The sequence below is a fragment of the Lachnospiraceae bacterium GAM79 genome (assembly GCA_020735665.1).
In the GTDB taxonomy this organism is placed as follows: Bacteria; Bacillota; Clostridia; order Lachnospirales; family Lachnospiraceae; genus Coprococcus.
In genome coordinates this window covers 1,298,669-1,316,567 of record CP085928.1, presented here as the reverse complement: position 1 = coordinate 1,316,567, position 17,899 = coordinate 1,298,669, and the positions used below count along the sequence as shown (strand labels likewise).

At 40.3% G+C, this 17,899-nt stretch carries 16 protein-coding genes; 15 read left to right on the top strand and 1 reads right to left on the bottom strand.

Annotated elements, in window-relative coordinates:
* The first annotated feature begins 15 nt into the window (after positions 1-15).
* The 7 genes from buk to yihA all read left to right on the top strand — a co-directional run bounded on the left by buk (position 16) and on the right by yihA (position 7,898).
* A complete protein-coding gene (buk, locus tag LK416_05910; protein ID UEA75714.1) occupies positions 16-1,083 on the top strand; it encodes a butyrate kinase in 1,068 nt (355 codons plus the stop codon).
* Positions 1,084-1,214: 131 nt separating this feature from the next.
* Positions 1,215-1,430 carry an alpha/beta-type small acid-soluble spore protein gene (locus tag LK416_05905; protein UEA75713.1) on the top strand — a complete coding sequence of 72 codons (216 nt, stop codon included), beginning with the start codon at positions 1,215-1,217 and terminating at the stop codon, positions 1,428-1,430.
* Between the two features lie 263 nt (positions 1,431-1,693).
* A complete protein-coding gene (gene tig / locus LK416_05900; protein ID UEA75712.1) occupies positions 1,694-2,980 on the top strand; it encodes a trigger factor in 1,287 nt (428 codons plus the stop codon).
* A 38-nt stretch (positions 2,981-3,018) separates the two neighbouring features.
* Positions 3,019-3,600: an ATP-dependent Clp endopeptidase proteolytic subunit ClpP gene (gene clpP, locus LK416_05895; GenBank protein UEA75711.1), complete on the top strand. Its 582-nt coding sequence runs from the start codon at positions 3,019-3,021 to the stop codon at positions 3,598-3,600.
* A 17-nt stretch (positions 3,601-3,617) separates the two neighbouring features.
* Positions 3,618-4,910: an ATP-dependent Clp protease ATP-binding subunit ClpX gene (gene clpX / locus LK416_05890; GenBank protein UEA75710.1), complete on the top strand. Its 1,293-nt coding sequence runs from the start codon at positions 3,618-3,620 to the stop codon at positions 4,908-4,910.
* A 55-nt stretch (positions 4,911-4,965) separates the two neighbouring features.
* Positions 4,966-7,296, top strand: a complete 2,331-nt coding sequence (gene lon / locus LK416_05885) for an endopeptidase La (protein ID UEA75709.1) — start codon at positions 4,966-4,968, stop codon at positions 7,294-7,296.
* Entirely contained in the window at positions 7,293-7,898 is a 606-nt protein-coding gene (gene yihA, locus LK416_05880; protein UEA75708.1) for a ribosome biogenesis GTP-binding protein YihA/YsxC, read from the top strand. The genes lon and yihA overlap by 4 nt, the downstream gene beginning before the upstream one ends.
* A 58-nt stretch (positions 7,899-7,956) precedes the next feature.
* Here yihA and LK416_05875 read toward each other — a convergent pair whose 3' ends face one another.
* Entirely contained in the window at positions 7,957-8,505 is a 549-nt protein-coding gene (locus LK416_05875; protein ID UEA75707.1) for a DUF4364 family protein, read from the bottom strand.
* Between the two features lie 329 nt (positions 8,506-8,834).
* Here LK416_05875 and rho point away from each other — a divergent pair, with 329 nt between their 5' ends.
* The 8 genes from rho (at position 8,835) to ectB (ending at position 17,781) form a co-directional block, all read left to right on the top strand.
* Entirely contained in the window at positions 8,835-10,751 is a 1,917-nt protein-coding gene (gene rho / locus LK416_05870) for a transcription termination factor Rho (GenBank protein UEA75706.1), read from the top strand.
* Between the two features lie 118 nt (positions 10,752-10,869).
* Positions 10,870-11,079 carry a 50S ribosomal protein L31 gene (gene rpmE / locus LK416_05865; GenBank protein ID UEA75705.1) on the top strand — a complete coding sequence of 70 codons (210 nt, stop codon included), beginning with the start codon at positions 10,870-10,872 and terminating at the stop codon, positions 11,077-11,079.
* An 82-nt stretch (positions 11,080-11,161) separates the two neighbouring features.
* Positions 11,162-12,166, top strand: coding sequence for a DUF1385 domain-containing protein (locus LK416_05860; GenBank protein ID UEA75704.1), 1,005 nt, complete (start codon positions 11,162-11,164; stop codon positions 12,164-12,166).
* A gap of 9 nt (positions 12,167-12,175) precedes the next feature.
* Positions 12,176-13,054, top strand: coding sequence for a peptide chain release factor N(5)-glutamine methyltransferase (gene prmC / locus LK416_05855; protein UEA75703.1), 879 nt, complete (start codon positions 12,176-12,178; stop codon positions 13,052-13,054).
* A gap of 65 nt (positions 13,055-13,119) precedes the next feature.
* Complete coding sequence (gene prfA / locus LK416_05850) at positions 13,120-14,196, top strand: peptide chain release factor 1 (protein ID UEA75702.1); 1,077 nt, start codon at positions 13,120-13,122, stop codon at positions 14,194-14,196.
* A gap of 202 nt (positions 14,197-14,398) precedes the next feature.
* Entirely contained in the window at positions 14,399-15,775 is a 1,377-nt protein-coding gene (locus LK416_05845; protein UEA75701.1) for a MurT ligase domain-containing protein, read from the top strand.
* Positions 15,776-15,779: 4 nt separating this feature from the next.
* Complete coding sequence (locus LK416_05840) at positions 15,780-16,502, top strand: hypothetical protein (protein ID UEA75700.1); 723 nt, start codon at positions 15,780-15,782, stop codon at positions 16,500-16,502.
* Positions 16,503-16,533: 31 nt separating this feature from the next.
* The gene (gene ectB / locus LK416_05835; protein UEA75699.1) at positions 16,534-17,781 is read left to right on the top strand and encodes a diaminobutyrate--2-oxoglutarate transaminase; all 1,248 of its coding nucleotides are present in this window, start codon (positions 16,534-16,536) and stop codon (positions 17,779-17,781) included.
* Positions 17,782-17,899: the final 118 nt, after the last annotated feature.

The following is a 17,899-nucleotide window of genomic DNA, read 5'->3' as shown; positions in this document are numbered from 1 at the left end:
TTTTGGAGGAAGAACATGTCATACAAAATTTTGATCATCAATCCGGGTTCAACATCTACAAAGATAGGTGTATTTGAAGACGAGAATTTATTATTTGAAGAAACATTAAGACATACAACAGAGGAACTTGCAGGCTTTAACCTTATCGTTGAGCAGAAGGACTTCAGAAAGAAAGTTATCCTTGACATTCTTGCAGAGAAGAACTTTGACATCAAGACGTTAGATGTATGTGTAGGCCGTGGTGGTATGTTAAAGCCGATTCCGGGCGGTACATATCCTGTAAGTGATGAATTGTTAGAGGACTTAAAGATCGGTAAGCAGGGACAGCATGCATCCAACCTTGGTGGTATCCTTGCAAGAGAGATCGGCGATGAGTTGGGAATTCCATCTTACATTGTAGACCCGGTTGTTGTAGATGAGCTGATGCCATCCTCCCGTTTATCCGGTGTACCTGAGCTTCCAAGAAGAAGTGTATTCCATGCATTAAACCAGAAGGCAGTTGCAAAGAGATATGCAAAAGAGCATGGTAAGAAATATGAAGATCTGAATCTGATAGTTGTACACATGGGTGGTGGTGTATCTGTCGGTGCTCACTTAAACGGACGTATCGTTGATGTTAACAATGCATTGGATGGTGAAGGTGCATTTTCACCGGAGAGAGCAGGTGGAGTTCCATCAGGTGATCTTGTTAAGATGTGCTTTTCAGGAAAATATACACAGCAGGAAGTTACAAAGAAGCTTGTCGGTAACGGCGGATTTAATGCATATATCGGCAGCAATGATGCAAGAGATCTCGAGAAGCTCGTTCAGGAAGGTGATGAGCATGCAAAGCTTGTTCAGGACGCATTCCATCAGCAGGTAGCAAAGGATATCGGTGCTATGTCAACCGTACTTTGCGGCAAAGTAGATCAGATCATTTTAACAGGTGGTATCGCATATTCCAAGCATACATGTGCGGAACTGGAAAAGAGAGCCGGATTTATCGCTCCGTTTACAGTATATCCTGGTGAGGATGAACTTCTTGCACTTGCACAGGGCGCATTAAGAGTTATGAATGGCGAAGAAGAGCCGATGACATATTAATTTGATGCTTGATTGACATTTTGCCTGTGAACTGTAAAAATACAAAAATTGGCATAATAGTTTTTCTTATAATACACATAATAGAATCAAGACAACAAAGTCTTAAATAAATGTATTGGAGGAAATGTATTATGGCAAGTTCAAATTCAACAGGAACAAGCAAGATGAGTGTTCCGGAAGCTAAGGACGCTATGAACAAGTTCAAAATGGAGGTTGCTAAGGAAATTGGTGTAAACCTCAAGGATGGTTACAATGGTGACTTAACATCTGCTCAGAGCGGATCAATCGGTGGCGAGATGGTTCGTCAGATGATCAAGAGACAGGAAGAACAGATGTCAGGCAGATAAGCAGTAAAATAAGAGAAATCTTATAGCTTTTGCTTAGCAGGAAGGGGTTATTGTCGAAAAGACAATAACCTTTTTCTGCGTTATTATAGAAAATGGACTGGACATATATCCGGTATATATGGTATAATCGGATGATTGATGCGGGTATTTTTATGCCCACAATAAAAACGAAATGATAAATGGATGCTAAATAATGCCTTATATATTATTAAAAGATGATGGCATAAGGCATCATTTGCATAATTTTAAGGAGGAAATAAAAAATGAGTTTAGCAGTAGAAAATCTGGAACACAGTATGGCAAAACTTACAATCACAGTACCGGCAGAGGAGTTTGGTAAGGCAATGACAACTGCCTACAATAAGCAGAAAGGTAAATTCAATGTACCTGGTTTCAGAAAGGGTCATGTACCACAGGCATTTATTGAGAAGATGTATGGACCTGCAGTATTTTATGAAGAGGCAGCTAATTCATTAATTAATGAGTATTATCCAAAGGAAGTAAGCGCATCAGATGTTGATGTTGTATCAAGACCGGTTATCGATGTAACTCAGATCGAAAAGGGCAAGGATTTCATCTTTACAGCAGAAGTAGCTGTTAAGCCTGAAGTTGAACTTGGAGATTATAAGGGACTCGAAGTAGAAAAGGCTGACGTAGAAGTAACAGATGATGAAGTTATGGCAGAGCTTTTAAAAGTTCAGAAAGAGAACTCAAGATATAACCCTGTAACAGACAGAGCTGCACAGATGGATGATGAAGTTACACTTGACTTCGAAGGATCTGTTGATGGTGTTCCTTTCGAAGGCGGTAAGGCTGAGAACTACAAGCTCGTTCTTGGTTCTCATTCATTCATTGATACATTCGAAGATCAGCTTGTTGGTAAGAACATCGATGAGGATGTAGAAGTAAATGTTACATTCCCGGAAGATTATCAGGCAGAAGATTTAGCAGGTAAGCCGGCAGTATTCAAATGCAAGATCAAAGAGATCAAGGCTGTAGAATTACCAGAGTTAGATGATGAATTTGCAAGTGAAGTTTCAGATTTTGAGACATTAGATGAATACAAAGAAGATATCAAGAGTAAGGCTGCTGAGAAGAAGCAGAAGGATGCTGAGAACGAGAAAGAAAACAAGCTGATCGAGAAAGTAATCGAGAATGCAAAGATGGACGTTGCAGATGCACAGGTTGCAGATGTACAGGAAAGAATCAAAGATGAGTTCGCTCAGAATCTTCAGTATCAGGGAATCAACCTTGAGCAGTATATGCAGATCTGCAATATCACAGAGGAAGCATTAATGGAGAGAATCAAACCGGACGCAGAGAAGAGAATCAAATCCCGTCTTGTTCTGGAAGCAATTGCTGCTGCTGAAAACATTGAGGTATCAGACGATGAAGTACACGAAGAACTGGAAGCTATGGCAAAACAGTATCAGATGAATGTAGAAGATATCGAAGGCTTCATGGGTGATGCAGAAAAGGATAGCATTAAAAAGGATCTTGCTGTTAAAAAGGCAGTTAAGGTTGTTGTAGATAACGCAAAGGAAGTTTAATCCATAATTTCTGATTGCGATATTTTGGAGGTGTAAATATGAGTTTAGTACCTTATGTCATTGAACAGACCAGCCGCGGTGAACGTTCATATGATATTTATTCAAGACTTCTGAAAGACAGAATTATCTTTCTGGGAGAAGAAGTAAATGATACATCAGCAAGTATAGTGATCGCACAGCTCCTGTTTCTGGAGTCCGAAGATCCATCCAAGGATATTTCATTGTATATCAACAGTCCGGGAGGTTCTGTAACAGCAGGACTTGGAATCTATGATACAATGCAGTACATCAAATGTGATGTATCTACAATCTGCTGTGGAATGGCAGCAAGTATGGGTGCATTCCTGCTTGCAGGTGGTGCAAAAGGTAAGAGATTTGCACTTCCAAATGCCGAGATCATGATCCATCAGCCATCCGGCGGATCACAGGGTCAAGCTACAGAGATTGAAATTGCTGCAAAGCATATTTTAAAGACAAAAGAGAAATTAAATAGAATGTTAAGCGAGAATACCGGAAAACCATATGAGACAATTGCTGCTGATACAGAGAGAGATAACTGGATGTCAGCAGAAGAAGCATGTGCATATGGTCTGATCGACAGTGTGATCGCAAAAAGATAGTATAAAGAGGTATTGGAATGGCAAATCGTAGTGAAGATAGAAAACTACTTAGATGTTCCTTCTGCAATAAGACGCAGGATCAGGTCAGAAAACTTATAGCAGGACCAAACGCTTATATTTGTGATGAATGTGTACAGATATGCGCAGAGATCGTTGATGAAGAACTGGAAGAAACAGGTGCTGAAGATTCCATTAATTTACTGAAACCAAAGGAGATCCGTGAATTTCTGGATCAGTATGTAATCGGTCAGGAAGAAGCAAAGAAGGTCTTATCTGTTGCGGTATACAATCATTACAAACGTATCATGGCAGATAAAGATTTTGACGTAGAGCTTCAAAAGAGTAATATTCTCATGGTCGGACCAACCGGTTCCGGTAAGACATATCTGGCACAGACGCTTGCAAAGATCCTGAATGTTCCGTTTGCCATTGCCGATGCAACTGCATTGACAGAGGCCGGATATGTTGGTGAAGATGTAGAAAATATTCTTCTGAAGCTGATCCAGGCGGCCGATTATGATGTAGAACGTGCAGAGCATGGAATTATTTATATTGATGAGATCGATAAGATCACGAAGAAGAGTGAGAATGTATCTATTACCAGAGATGTGTCCGGTGAAGGGGTACAGCAGGCTTTGTTAAAGATCGTGGAGGGTACGGTTGCATCAGTACCACCTCAGGGCGGCAGAAAACATCCACATCAGGAATTTATACAGATTGATACATCGAATATTTTATTTATATGCGGTGGAGCATTTGATGGTCTGGAAAAGATCATTGATAACAGAATCGGTAAGAAAGCTATCGGCTTCAATGCTGAGGTTGTAGATAAGACAGAGCAGGATATCGGAGAACTTTTAAAGCAGGTAACTCCTCAAGACTTTGTAAAATATGGATTGATACCTGAATTTGTCGGACGTCTGCCAATCACGGTTACGCTGGATCTGTTGAATAAGGATGCACTTGTAAGAATCCTGACAGATACAAAGAGTGCGATCTGCAAGCAGTATAAAAAGTTATTTGAATTAGATGGCGTGGAATTGGAATTTGATAAAGATGCGCTCTACGCTATAGCAGAAGAGGCGATGGAGAGAAAGACCGGAGCCAGAGGACTTCGTTCCATCATAGAGAAAGCAACGCTTGATCTTATGTATGAGATTCCGTCGGATGACAAAGTTGCAAAGTGCGTGATCACAAAAGAGGTTATAACGGATGGAGCACAACCAGAAATCACTTATTCTGATAATCCGGCTGAGAAAAAGCAGATAAAGAAGAAGCGTTCAGTAAAAAACAGTGATGAAATAGCTTAAGCAGGGAGCCGGGATGTTATACATCCCGGTTTTTTGATATAAAGGAGATAAAAGTATGGATAATATCGTCTGGAACAGACCGATGATCGTTTTGAACAATATTGTTATTATGCCGGATACTTCCTCACATCTGGATGTGATCAGTAAGGAGTCCTGTGAAGCAGTTGCTAATGCGATGAAGGGTGATTGCAGTATCCTGTTGGTTACAGCGAAGGAAGTGAAGGAGAATGCCAAAGCTCCTGATCTGTATCCGATCGGTGTTACAGCAAAGATCAAGCAATATCTGAAGATGCCGAACAAAACAGTCCGAATTCTTATCGAGGCAGAAAAACGTGCCAGGATCGTATCATTTTACAAGGAAGACGGAGCATATAATGCGGATTTTGAATATATAGATACAGAAGAAACAAACCATCTGGATGCTGCAGAGGAAGAAACATTGAGCCGTATGCTCACGGATAAGCTCAGACAGGCATTTGCAAATGGCATGGGAACAAATAAGCTGTTATATAAAAGACTGCTTACGATCGATGATCTTGCAAAATTTGCCGATGGAGTGACAGAATTCATTCCTGCGCCATATACGAAGAAGCAGGAGATACTGGAAACCCTCGATGTAAAAGAACGTGTAATGAAGATTCTTCAGACGATGGATGAGGAGATGGAGATCTTAGCTATCCGCCAGGAGATTCAGGAGAAATTACAGGATTGTGTAAATAAGCACCAGAGAGAATATGTTCTCAGGGAACAGATGAAGGTTATAAAGAAAGAGCTTGGTGAGGATGATAATACAGAAAAAGCGGCAGATGAATACATGGAGCGTTTGCAGGAACTGACGGCTCCGGATGAGGTCAAAGAGAAGCTTACGAAAGAGATATCCAGACTTCGTGCATTACCACCGATGGCTGCGGAATCAGGCATTCTTATAAATTATATCGAGACTTTGCTCGACTATCCATGGGGTAAATCCTCAAAGGAGAACAATAATCTCGAAGAGGCAATTAAGATTCTGGAACGGGATCATTATGGATTGGAAGAAGTCAAGGAACGGATCATAGATTATCTGGCGGTTCATATTTTAAATGAAAAAGGGAATATGCCGATTCTGTGTCTGGTTGGACCACCGGGAACCGGTAAGACTTCGATCGCAAGATCGATTGCTACCGCGACTGGAAAAGAATATATACGTATGTCACTTGGCGGCGTTCGGGATGAAGCAGAGATCCGTGGGCACAGAAGAACTTATATCGGTGCTATGCCGGGCAGGATCGCACAGTCGATCGCAAAAACAAAGACAGAGAATCCTTTGGTGTTGCTTGATGAGGTAGATAAGGTGAGCAGCGACTACAAGGGAGATGTATCATCTGCCCTGTTAGAAGTTCTGGACAGTGAACAGAATAATAAATTTTACGATCATTATTTTGAAGTACCGATCGATCTGAGCAAGGTATTATTTATCGCAACAGCAAATGATGCATCCCTGATCCCCGGACCGTTAGCCGATCGTATGGAGATGATCGAGATCAGCGGATACACGGAAAATGAGAAGTTCAACATTGCGAAGCTGTATCTGGTCAATAAGGCGATCGAGAGAAACGGACTGACCAAGAAGCAGTTCAAGATCAATGGATCAGCGATCAAATACATCATCCGTCATTACACCAGAGAAGCAGGTGTGCGTGATCTGGAGCGGAATATCGACAAGATATGCAGAAAAGCCTGCAGAATGATCCTTACAGAACAGGTGGAGACTGTAAAGGTAACAAAGGACATGATACCGCAGCTTCTCGGAACCGAGAAGTATATGGATGACAGCTACGATTTGACCAATAAGGTAGGCTCTGTGCGAGGTCTTGCATGGACAGCTGTAGGTGGTGTAACACTTAATATAGAAGTAAATATTATGCCCGGAAATGGCAGTATACAGCTTACCGGTAAATTAGGTGATGTTATGAAAGAGTCGGCTGTTACAGGTTTATCGTATATCCGTACGATGAAGGAATCAGAGACACTTGGTGAAGATTATTTTGAAAAGCATGATATTCACATTCATATTCCGGAAGGAGCAGTTCCAAAGGATGGCCCTTCGGCGGGAATCACGATGGCAACCGCCATTTATTCTGCGATATTTAATAAGCCGGTAAGGGGAGATCTTGCGATGACAGGAGAGATCACCCTGAGAGGAAGCGTACTTCCGATCGGTGGTTTAAAAGAAAAGCTTTTGGCAGCAAAAACGATCGGTATTAAGAAGGTGCTGATCCCTGAGATGAACCGCAGAGATCTTAACGATATCAGTACAGAGATCACAGACGGACTGGATATTACCTGTGTGAAAACAATGGAACAGGTGCTGAACCTCGCACTTGCAAAAGGAGAAAAGAAATGATAATTAAGAGTGCTGAACTTGAAACAGTATGTGGAATTACAAGTACACTTCCGGAGACAGAGATGCCGGAGATTGCATTTGCCGGTAAGTCCAATGTAGGGAAATCCTCACTGATCAACGGTTTATTAAATCGTAAGTCACTTGCCAGAACATCGTCACAGCCCGGTAAGACACAGACGATCAATTATTATAATATTAATCATGATCTGTATTTTGTCGATCTTCCCGGATATGGCTATGCACAGGTATCCGTAGAGATCCGTGCAAAATGGGGTAAGATGGTAGAACGGTATCTGCATACCTCAAAGCAACTGAGACTGGTTTTTCTGTTGATCGATATTCGACATGAGCCATCGGAAAATGATTGTATCATGTATGACTGGATCGTAAAAAATGGATACGAACCGGTAATTATTGCGACAAAGCTTGATAAGATCAAGAGAAGCCAGATTCAGAAGAATTTAAAGATCATCAGACAGAAGATCCAGCCTGTAGAGGGAACAATTATAATTCCGTTTTCGGCACAGACCAAGCAGGGGAAAGAAGAGATTCTGCAGTTGATCGAAGACCGGATCGCAGAATCAGAACCTGAATTTGAATAATATATGATCAGAGAAATAAAAAATCATTTATATGTATTACAGAAATACATATAAATGATCAGGATTGTTTTTCATCCTTATTATCAGAATACAGCCAGAGAGTATTGATGAGATAGTCATATACTTCGGCACTTTTCGCACGCCAGTTATCGCAGATAGCTATGGCGTGCGTTTTTGTCGGTACGTTGAATTTCAGGTCGACAAGGGTTTCCTTGCGATCTTTTATAATGCATTTAACGGAATATTCGCCATAGTCATTCAGAGAGTAATCTGCATAGATTTCGGATTCGTTTTTCAGATTGATCTTCTGATTATCAAAATAGTCGAGAATGTCCTGCTTGATCGCATACGGGATACGATTTTCGAACATACTTAAGGCTTCTTCCCCTTTATCTGTAATCTTGTAGTGGGAAGATGACCGTATCATGGATACACAGACAAAATCACACTCGATCAGCCCGTTGATGGCTTCCTGAAGTGTGAAGTAGTTCGTATATCCTTTTGTCAGAACAAAATCTGAAATCTGAGAATTAGTCAGAGTGAAATCCACCCGATCCAGCATGTATAATATAATTAATTTGTATAAGACGATAGAATCTGTATTCATATAATATCCTTTGTATATTTTGTAAGAATAAATGTACCACAAGAAAAGCATAAAATCAATGAAGTAATATTTCTATATAAGAATATTCTACAAAAGAAATGTAGTAATATTCCTGTAAAAGAAAAAGATTTACAAAATTGTTTTTTATGCTATACTAAGTCTATCAATTTAAACGATCACATGGCATCCGGATATCGACATGACAGGATGCACAGGTAATCATATATAGTATTTGATATGCCTGTTTCGAAGAGAATTCATTACGATAACAATATTTCCCAAATAATATTTGAATTGAATAGAATGGATAAAATCGGAAGGAGTAGAAGATGGATTTTAAAAATGCATCATTAGATGAATTGAAGCAATTCGTAAAGGAACATAAGATAAAGGGTGTATCAGCACTCCGCAAATCTGCCCTGATCGAATTCCTTGAGAAGAATTATAATGGTGAAACAGATCATACAGCAGAAATAAACGAAGCTAAACCACAAAAAGCCGATGCAGAAAAGAAAAGAAGGCCGGGAAAAACACAGAAAAAAGGGAAAACAGAGCATACGGATAAATCCGCAAGCCCGGACCAAACTGTGCAGGTAAAGAATGCGGAAGCGACAGAACAGCAGGAAAAATCAGAGGCAGATGTAGTAAAAAAATCAGACAGAAACAAATCTGAGAATAGTCAGAAATCCGGAGAAGCCGGTAGAAGACAGCACAGAAATAATGCCGGACGACAGACCAATCGGAACGGTAAAAGGCAGGAACGTGATCATCGGTCACAGGGAAATAATAACAGAAATAATAATTTGAATCGTGCAAGTAATATATCAAATACGAATAACGCAAGAAAAGACACTGATCAGGAGAACAAGCAGGTTGTAGCTGAACAGACAAAGCAGGAAGTTAATACGGAAAAGACGGCTGTTGAAAAATCTGTGATGGCAGACAAGAAGACAGCTTATGAAAAAACTGCAATAACGGATAAGAAAGAGACTTATGAAAAGCCGGTTATGGAAGAAAGAAATCCGGGCTTTGATACAGAGGTAAGAACGGAGATAAAATCTGAGAACAGACAGGAGAACTCGCTTTCTCAGCAGGAATCAAACGGACCGGAGCTTGACAGTGGCAAGATGGCACATGGAATTCTGGAGGTAATGCAGGAAGGCTATGGTTTTATAAGAAGTGCAAATTATCTGCCGGGAGATCAGGATATCTATGTGTCACCGGCGCAGATCCGTAGATTTGGACTTAAGACCGGAGATATCATAACCGGAAATATCCGTGTAAAGACGCAGGGAGAGAAGTTTGGTGCATTATTATATGTGGCTTCTGTAAATGGAGAAAGCCCTGCAAGTATAGCAGGAAGAAAAGCATTTGAAGATCTGACACCAATCTTTCCAAATGAACGCATCAATATGGATGGAGAAGACAGTCCGATTCCGATCCGTATGATCGATCTGTTATCACCGATCGGTAAAGGACAGCGTGGAATGATTGTTTCCCCACCAAAGACAGGTAAGACGACATTACTCAAACAGATTGCAAAATGCATCAGTACCAGATATAGTGAGATCCATCTGCTTGTACTTCTGATCGATGAAAGACCGGAGGAAGTAACGGATATCAGGGAATCCATAGAGGGACCAAATGTAGAAGTTATTTATTCGACATTTGATGAGCTGCCGGAGCATCATAAGCGTGTATCGGAAATGGTGATCGAACGTGCAAAACGACTGGTAGAGCAGAAGAAAGATGTCGTGATCTTATTAGACAGTATTACAAGACTTGCAAGAGCGTACAACCTTACAGTTCCACCAAGTGGAAGAACCTTATCCGGTGGTCTTGATCCTGCGGCGTTACATATGCCGAAGAAATTCTTTGGTGCTGCCCGTAATATGCGTGAGGGTGGAAGTCTTACGATCCTTGCGACAGCGCTGGTTGAGACAGGAAGCAAGATGGATGATGTTGTATTCGAGGAATTCAAAGGAACCGGTAATATGGAACTGGTGCTTGACCGGAAGCTCGCAGAAAAGAGAATCTTCCCTGCAATCGACATTGCAAAATCCAGTACCAGACGGGATGATCTGTTATTATCACCGGAAGAACAGGAAGTTGTATATGCACTTCATAAGATCTTATCCGGCAATAAGGCAGAGGATATGCTGGAGGATGTACTGAAATTATTCGTCCGAACCAAGAATAATAAAGAGTTTATCTATTATGTTAAAAAATCATTGTTAAGAAAATAAAAAAACACTTGCATTTCTATGTCGGTTTGTGTTAGAATACAAAAGCTGTGTTTTATGAAGAAGTGAGGCTGATGGCCTATTCTCATATATCAATAATATAATAAAGAGGTGAGATTAAATGAGAGAAGGAATACATCCAAATTATTATCAGGCAAAGGTTGTATGTAACTGCGGAAACGAATTTGTTACAGGTTCTACAAAAGAAGAAATTCATGTAGAAATTTGCTCAAAGTGTCATTCATTCTATACAGGCCAGCAGAAGGCAGCTAAGGCTCGTGGTAGAATTGATATGTTCAACCGTAAGTACGGTGTTTCACAGTCAAACTAATAAAAAGGATGATAGGTTGAGGTTAAAGCTTTTAATCTCAGCCTATTTTTGTTTTAGGAAACAATTTAACGAGGTATAGAATTTGAAAAGAGCCAGAATAGGTGGTCAGGCGGTGATCGAAGGCGTAATGATGAAATACGAGGATCAGTACGCAGTAGCAGTCAGAAAGCCGGATCAGGAAATTGAAGTTAAAGTTGAAAGCTATACACCGATAGGTGAAAAATATAAAATTCTGAAATTGCCGATCCTTCGTGGAGTGGTTAATTTCTTTGAGTCGCTGGTAATTGGAGTTAAAACGCTGACATATTCAGCCGATTTTTATGAAGAGGAAGAACCGGCTGGAAAGAGTGAAAATAAAGATGATTCCAGGTTGTCAGATACAGAAAGTAATAATGGAAGCGGTTCAGGTGAGAACGACAGTAAAAACAATAAAAAAGAAAGCAGTACAGGAGATGATCTGATGATGATCGGGACCGTTATTGTATCACTTGCCATTGCGATCGCATTATTCATGCTGCTTCCGGCATTTATTGCAGGACTGCTTGAGCATGTGACAAAAAGCAGTGCATTGATAGCGGTAGCGGAAGGTGTGCTTCGCCTGGTGATCTTTCTTGCATATGTAGTATTAATATCATTGATGAAGGATATCAAACGTGTATTTATGTATCATGGTGCAGAGCATAAGACGATCAACTGTTTTGAAGCAGGCGATCCGCTGACTCCGGAAAATGTAAAGAAACATTCCAGATACCATAAACGCTGTGGAACCAGTTTTTTGGTAGTCGTTATGATCATAAGCATTATTGTATTTATGTTTATAAATGTGAAGTCTATGTGGCTGCGATTGCTGTCGCGTGTACTTCTGGTTCCGATTATTGCGGGAATCTCGTATGAATTTATCATGTTTGCAGGCAGAAGTGACTCAAAGCTTGCGAATATATTAAGTGTACCCGGTATGTGGGTACAGCGTCTCACGACGAAGGAACCGGATCTTGAGATGTGTGAGGTGGCAATTCGTTCGGTAGAAGCGGTGATCGACTGGCGTGCTTATCAGGACGCTATGAAGCGTGGAGAGATCGAAGATTAAGAAGTTGAAATGATGCCAGTGAATGTAAAGGGAAATAGACGTATGACTCAGTATCAGCTTGTAACAGCAGGAAAAGAAAAACTGAACGAACATAATGTGCCGGATGCAGATATCGATGCAGAGTTATTATGGCTCTTTGTATCAAAGCAGGATAAGATGGCATATATTATGAACCGGCAGGAAGATGTTACCGAAACGATCCGTTCTTCCTATGAAGCGTTGATCGATAAAAGGTCAAAACGTATTCCGTTACAATATATAACAGGCATACAGTGCTTTATGGGGTATGATTTTGAGACTGCACCGGATGTACTGATTCCAAGATTTGACACAGAAGTTCTGGTGGAACAGGCAAACCGCTTGATTCAGGACATACATTCTGATAAGATGTCTGTGCTGGATATGTGCTGTGGTTCCGGGTGCATCGGATTGTCGGTAGCACTTATGAATCAGGATATTCATATAGATCTGTGTGATATCTCAGATTCCGCGATCGCACTTACGACAAAAAATGCGAAACGATTAGAGGTATCTGATTATACTGTTATAAAATCAGATTTATTTGATAAGATAGATAAAAGATATGATATGATCCTGTCCAACCCACCATATATAGAGAGCAAAGTGATTGACGGATTAATGCCGGAGGTTCGGGATTATGAGCCGAGGCTGGCATTGGACGGCGATGCGGACGGATTGAAGTTTTACAGAGCAATTATAGAGAATGCGGAGAGTTATTTAAATGAAAAAGGATATATTTTATTTGAAATTGGTAATCATCAGGCACATGATGTGCAGCAGCTCCTTGTAGATAAGCATTTCGAAGATGTACGCGTGGTGAAAGACCTCGCAGAAAATGACAGGGTTGTAATTGGAAGAAAAGCCTGAAAAAAGGCTGGATATATTAACAGACACATGAACAGGAAATGAGCATGTGCTGCAGGAGGATTATTATGTTTGATAAATTAGAAGATTTAGTAGACAGACTTGATACATTAAATAACCAGTTGACAGATCCGGATATCGTATCCGATCAGAACAAATTCCGCAAATTAATGAAGGAGCAGAGTGAACTGACTCCTATCGTAGAAAAGTACAAAGAATATAAAGATGCAAAACAGACGATCGAAGACAGTCTGCTTATGCTTGAAGAAGAAAATGATGAAGAGCTTCGTGAAATGGCGAAGGAAGAATTAAATGAAGCAAAGGCAACAGTAGAAAAGACGGAAAATGAATTAAAGATTCTGCTTCTTCCAAAAGATCCGAACGATTCCAAGAATGTTATCGTCGAGATCCGTGCAGGTGCAGGCGGAGATGAAGCCGCATTATTTGCATATGAGATCTACAGAATGTATCAGAAATACGTTGATCAGTTCAAATGGAAAGTAGAACTGATGAGTGTAAATGAGAATGGAATCGGTGGTTTCAAGGAAGCGGTATTTATGATTACAGGTGATGGTGCATATTCCAAGATGAAATATGAGAGTGGAGTTCACCGTGTACAGAGAATCCCGAAGACAGAGTCTGGCGGAAGAATCCATACCTCAACTGTAACAGTTGCAGTTATGCCAGAAGCAGAGGAAGTTGATGTAGAGATCAATGAAAATGATATCCGTATCGATGTCATGCGAGCATCCGGTAACGGTGGTCAGTGTGTCAATACAACAGATTCAGCCGTTCGTCTGACACATATACCAACCGGTATCGTAATTTACAGCCAGACCGAGAAGTCCCAGCTTCAGAATAAGGCGAAGGCATTTGCGCTGCTCCGTTCCAAGCTGTATGATATGGAGCTTCAGAAACAGCATGATGCAGAAGCTGCAGACCGTAAGAGCCAGATCGGAACCGGAGATCGTTCAGAGAAGATTCGTACTTATAACTTCCCGGAAGGCCGTGTAACCGATCACAGAATCAAACTCACCTTGTATAAGCTGGAACAGATCTTAAACGGTGATCTGAATGAGATTATCGACAGTCTGATCGCAGCAGATCAGGCAGCCAAGCTTTCTCAGGTAAATGAGGAAGAATAAAAGAAACCCTCGATATTGAAAAAAACAAGTTGGCATCTGCCTGATCCGGCAGATGCCATTTTTAAGTAAAAGAGGGTGTTGGAGAAATAAACCGAATAAATAGTTCAAATTGATTGACATATTTTTGAATAAGTGGTTATATTATATGTGGCTTAAATGGACATACTAATGATAATTTACAGATACGAAACGAGGTAGCTAGATGTATAAAAAGAATGTAAGGTTCTTCTTTGCTTTGTTCATGAGTAAGCTGGCAAGAACCATGCAGAGAATGTTGAAGATGAACGCAAGTTATTTTCCGGGAAAGCTGGCGATCAAGCTTTGTCCTGATTTCCTTGGAAGAATAGAAAAGCCGGAGACGATCATCAGTGTTACAGGTACAAATGGTAAGACTACAGTATGTAATATGATCATTGATGCACTGGAAAAAAATGGTTACGATGTCTTAAGTAATCGTGCCGGATCAAATATTAATGCCGGAGTTGCAAGTGCCCTGATCGCTGAAAGCAAGCTTTCAGGAAAAACAAGGAAAAAGATCGCAGTATTTGAAATCGATGAGAGAAGCTCAAAACTGATATATCCATATATAAAGCCGACATTTGCAGTATGTACGAATCTGTTCCGTGATTCCATTCACAGAAATGCTAATCCGGAATTTATATTCAATATTATAAACAGCAGTCTGCCGGAAGAATCTCATTTGATATTAAATGCAGATGATCTGATCAGTTGTAACCTTGGAGAGAAAAATAAAAAAACATATTTTTCAATTAACAGACTGCCTTCGGACAGGGAAGAGAGCATTAATCTGATCAATGATATGAGAATCTGTCCAAAATGTCATCACAAATTGAAATATAACTACGTCAGATATCACCACATCGGAAATGCAAAGTGTGAATTTTGTGGCTATGCATCACCGGTTGGAGATTATAAGGCAGAGCTTGATTTTGATAAAAATGTTATGGCTGTTGCACATGGAGATAAGACAGAAAATTACCATATGGTAAGCAACAGCATCTTTAATCTGTATAACCAGTTAACAGCGATTACGACACTTCGGGAAGCCGGACTTACAGAAGAACAGGTTCAGAAATCATTTGACAATCTGAATATTGTAGAGTCTCGTTACTCAAAGGAATCTGTAAAGGGCATTAATGTAATTACCCATATGGCGAAAGGTCAGAATCCGATCGCATGCTCCTGTGTATTTGAGTATGTAGCAAAGGAACCGGGTAAGAAAGAGATCATCTTGTTATTGGATGATATCTTTGACAGACGGGGTTCATCCGAAAACATGACATGGATTTTTGACTGCGATTTTGAATTCTTAAATCAGCCGAATATTACAAATATTGTTATTGCGGGTGTCCGTACGACAGATTATAAACTTCGTCTGATGATGGCGGGTGTGCCTGAAGAGAAGTTAAAAGAGACTTCTGATGAAGAAGGTGCTTATAAACTTCTGGAATTAAATGATACAGACAGTATCTATATACTTCATGAGTTATATGCAGCAGATACGGCTATGAAACTCAGAGACAGTGTTAAGCAGTATATAAACGAAAAGGAGGCATAGAAAAATGGGAACAGGTATTAAGATCGAAGTTCTTTATGGTGAATTTGCCAATCTTTTCGGAGAGCTGCAGAATGTTAATTATCTGAAATCATGCATTCCTGATGCAGAGGTGATCTACACTGGACTGCATGACAAACCGGCGTTTGCGGATGGCGGAGCGGATTTTGTATATATGGGTTCCATGACAGAGAACCAGCAGGAGCTGGCGATAGAAGCATTAATGCCGTATAAGGAAGAGCTTGCAGCACAGATTGATGCAGGAACAGTATTTTTATTCACGGGTAATGCCATGGAAATTATGGAAATGTACATTGAGAATGAAGATGGAAGTAAGATAACCGGACTGGGCTTCTTTGATACTTATGCGAAGAGAGATATGATGCATCGTTATAATTCATTGATCCTCGGAAAATATGAAGATATCAAACTGGTAGGATTTAAAGCACAGTTCAGTCATTCCTATGGAGATAATTCAAACAGTTATTTTTATGATGTGATCCGTGGTGATGGACTTCATCCGGGTGTACAGACAGAAGGATTAAAGAGAAACAATTTCTTCGGTACTTATACGGTAGGACCGTTTCTTGTATTAAATCCGTTATTTGTTAAATATCTGATGACACTTCTTGGAATCAAGGAACCAAAGCTTGCATATGAAGAAGTCATTATGAAGGCGTACAGACAGAGGCTTTCAGAATTTGAAGATGAAAAGTTGAGATACGAATAAGAGTCTTAACAGCTAAGGAGGCACAAAGACAATGAATGGTAAAGAGGTATTTGAAACATACGAATCAGAGGTAAGATCATATTGCAGAAGTTTTCCTGCAATCTTTACAAAAGCAAAGGGATCGATCATTACCAGTACGGATGGTACAGATTATATTGATTTCTTCTGTGGAGCGGGAGCGGTAAATTATGGTCATAACAATGATTTTATTAAAGGAAAGCTGATCGATTATCTTGCAAATGATGGCATTATCCATTCTCTTGATATGATGACAGAGCCAAAGGAAGAATTTATCCGTTATTTTGAGGAAGAAGTTCTTCAGAAGCGAGGCTTGAATTATAAGATCATGTTCCCCGGCCCAACAGGAACAAATGCAGTTGAAGCAGCATTAAAACTTGCAAGGAAAGTTAAAAAGACAAATCAGATATGGGCACTTATGGGTTGTTTCCATGGAATGACACTCGGAGCTCTGGCTCTTACCAGTGATTCCGGAAGCAGAAAAGGAGGCGGTGTATGTTTAAACGATGTTACACATATTCCTGCACCATATATGTTTCCTGAATTTGATACGATCAAATATATGGAGACGTTACTGACAGATGACCATTCAGGCGTTGAGAAGCCGGCGGCTTTATTTATTGAGACCGTTCAGGCAGAGGGCGGTGTTCAGGTATTCTCGGTTGAATACTTAAAGGCTGTCAGAGAATTATGTGATAAATATGGTATCCTTCTGATCGTTGACGATATTCAGGTTGGCTGTGCAAGAACCGGCACTTTCTTCTCATTTGAACGTGCAGGAATCGTACCGGATATGGTCGTAATGTCCAAATCAATCGGCGGATATGGTATGCCATTTGCGCTTACAATGTTCAAACCGGAACTGGATATATGGGCACCGGGCGAGCATAATGGAACCTTCCGTGGAAATCAGCTCTCTATGGTTGCTGCCAGATACGGTCTTCAGTATATGCTTGAAAATAATGTAGAAGCAGAAGTAAAACGTAAAGAGGAAATTGTCAGAACATACTTTAATGATAATTTGCAGGGGGATGCGGTTCAGATTCGCGGAATCGGTCTTATCTGGGGTATTCAGGTTGCTGATGGAAAGACGGCACTTGCAATCGCTAACAGATGCTTTGAGAAGGGACTTATCATTGAACGCGCAGGTCGCGATAATGATGTAGTGAAATTAATGCCTGCACTTACGATTCCGGATGATCAGTTGGTAAAGGGTCTGGATATTCTTGTATCAAGTGTAAAGGAAATCTGCAATTTGTAAAAGTATAGATAACAGATGTGAGTTATGCTCGTAATAATATAATATACCCCCGGGTGATGAAACATACGTTCAAGATATATGATTCATTACTCGGGGATATTTTATTATATCGATTAAT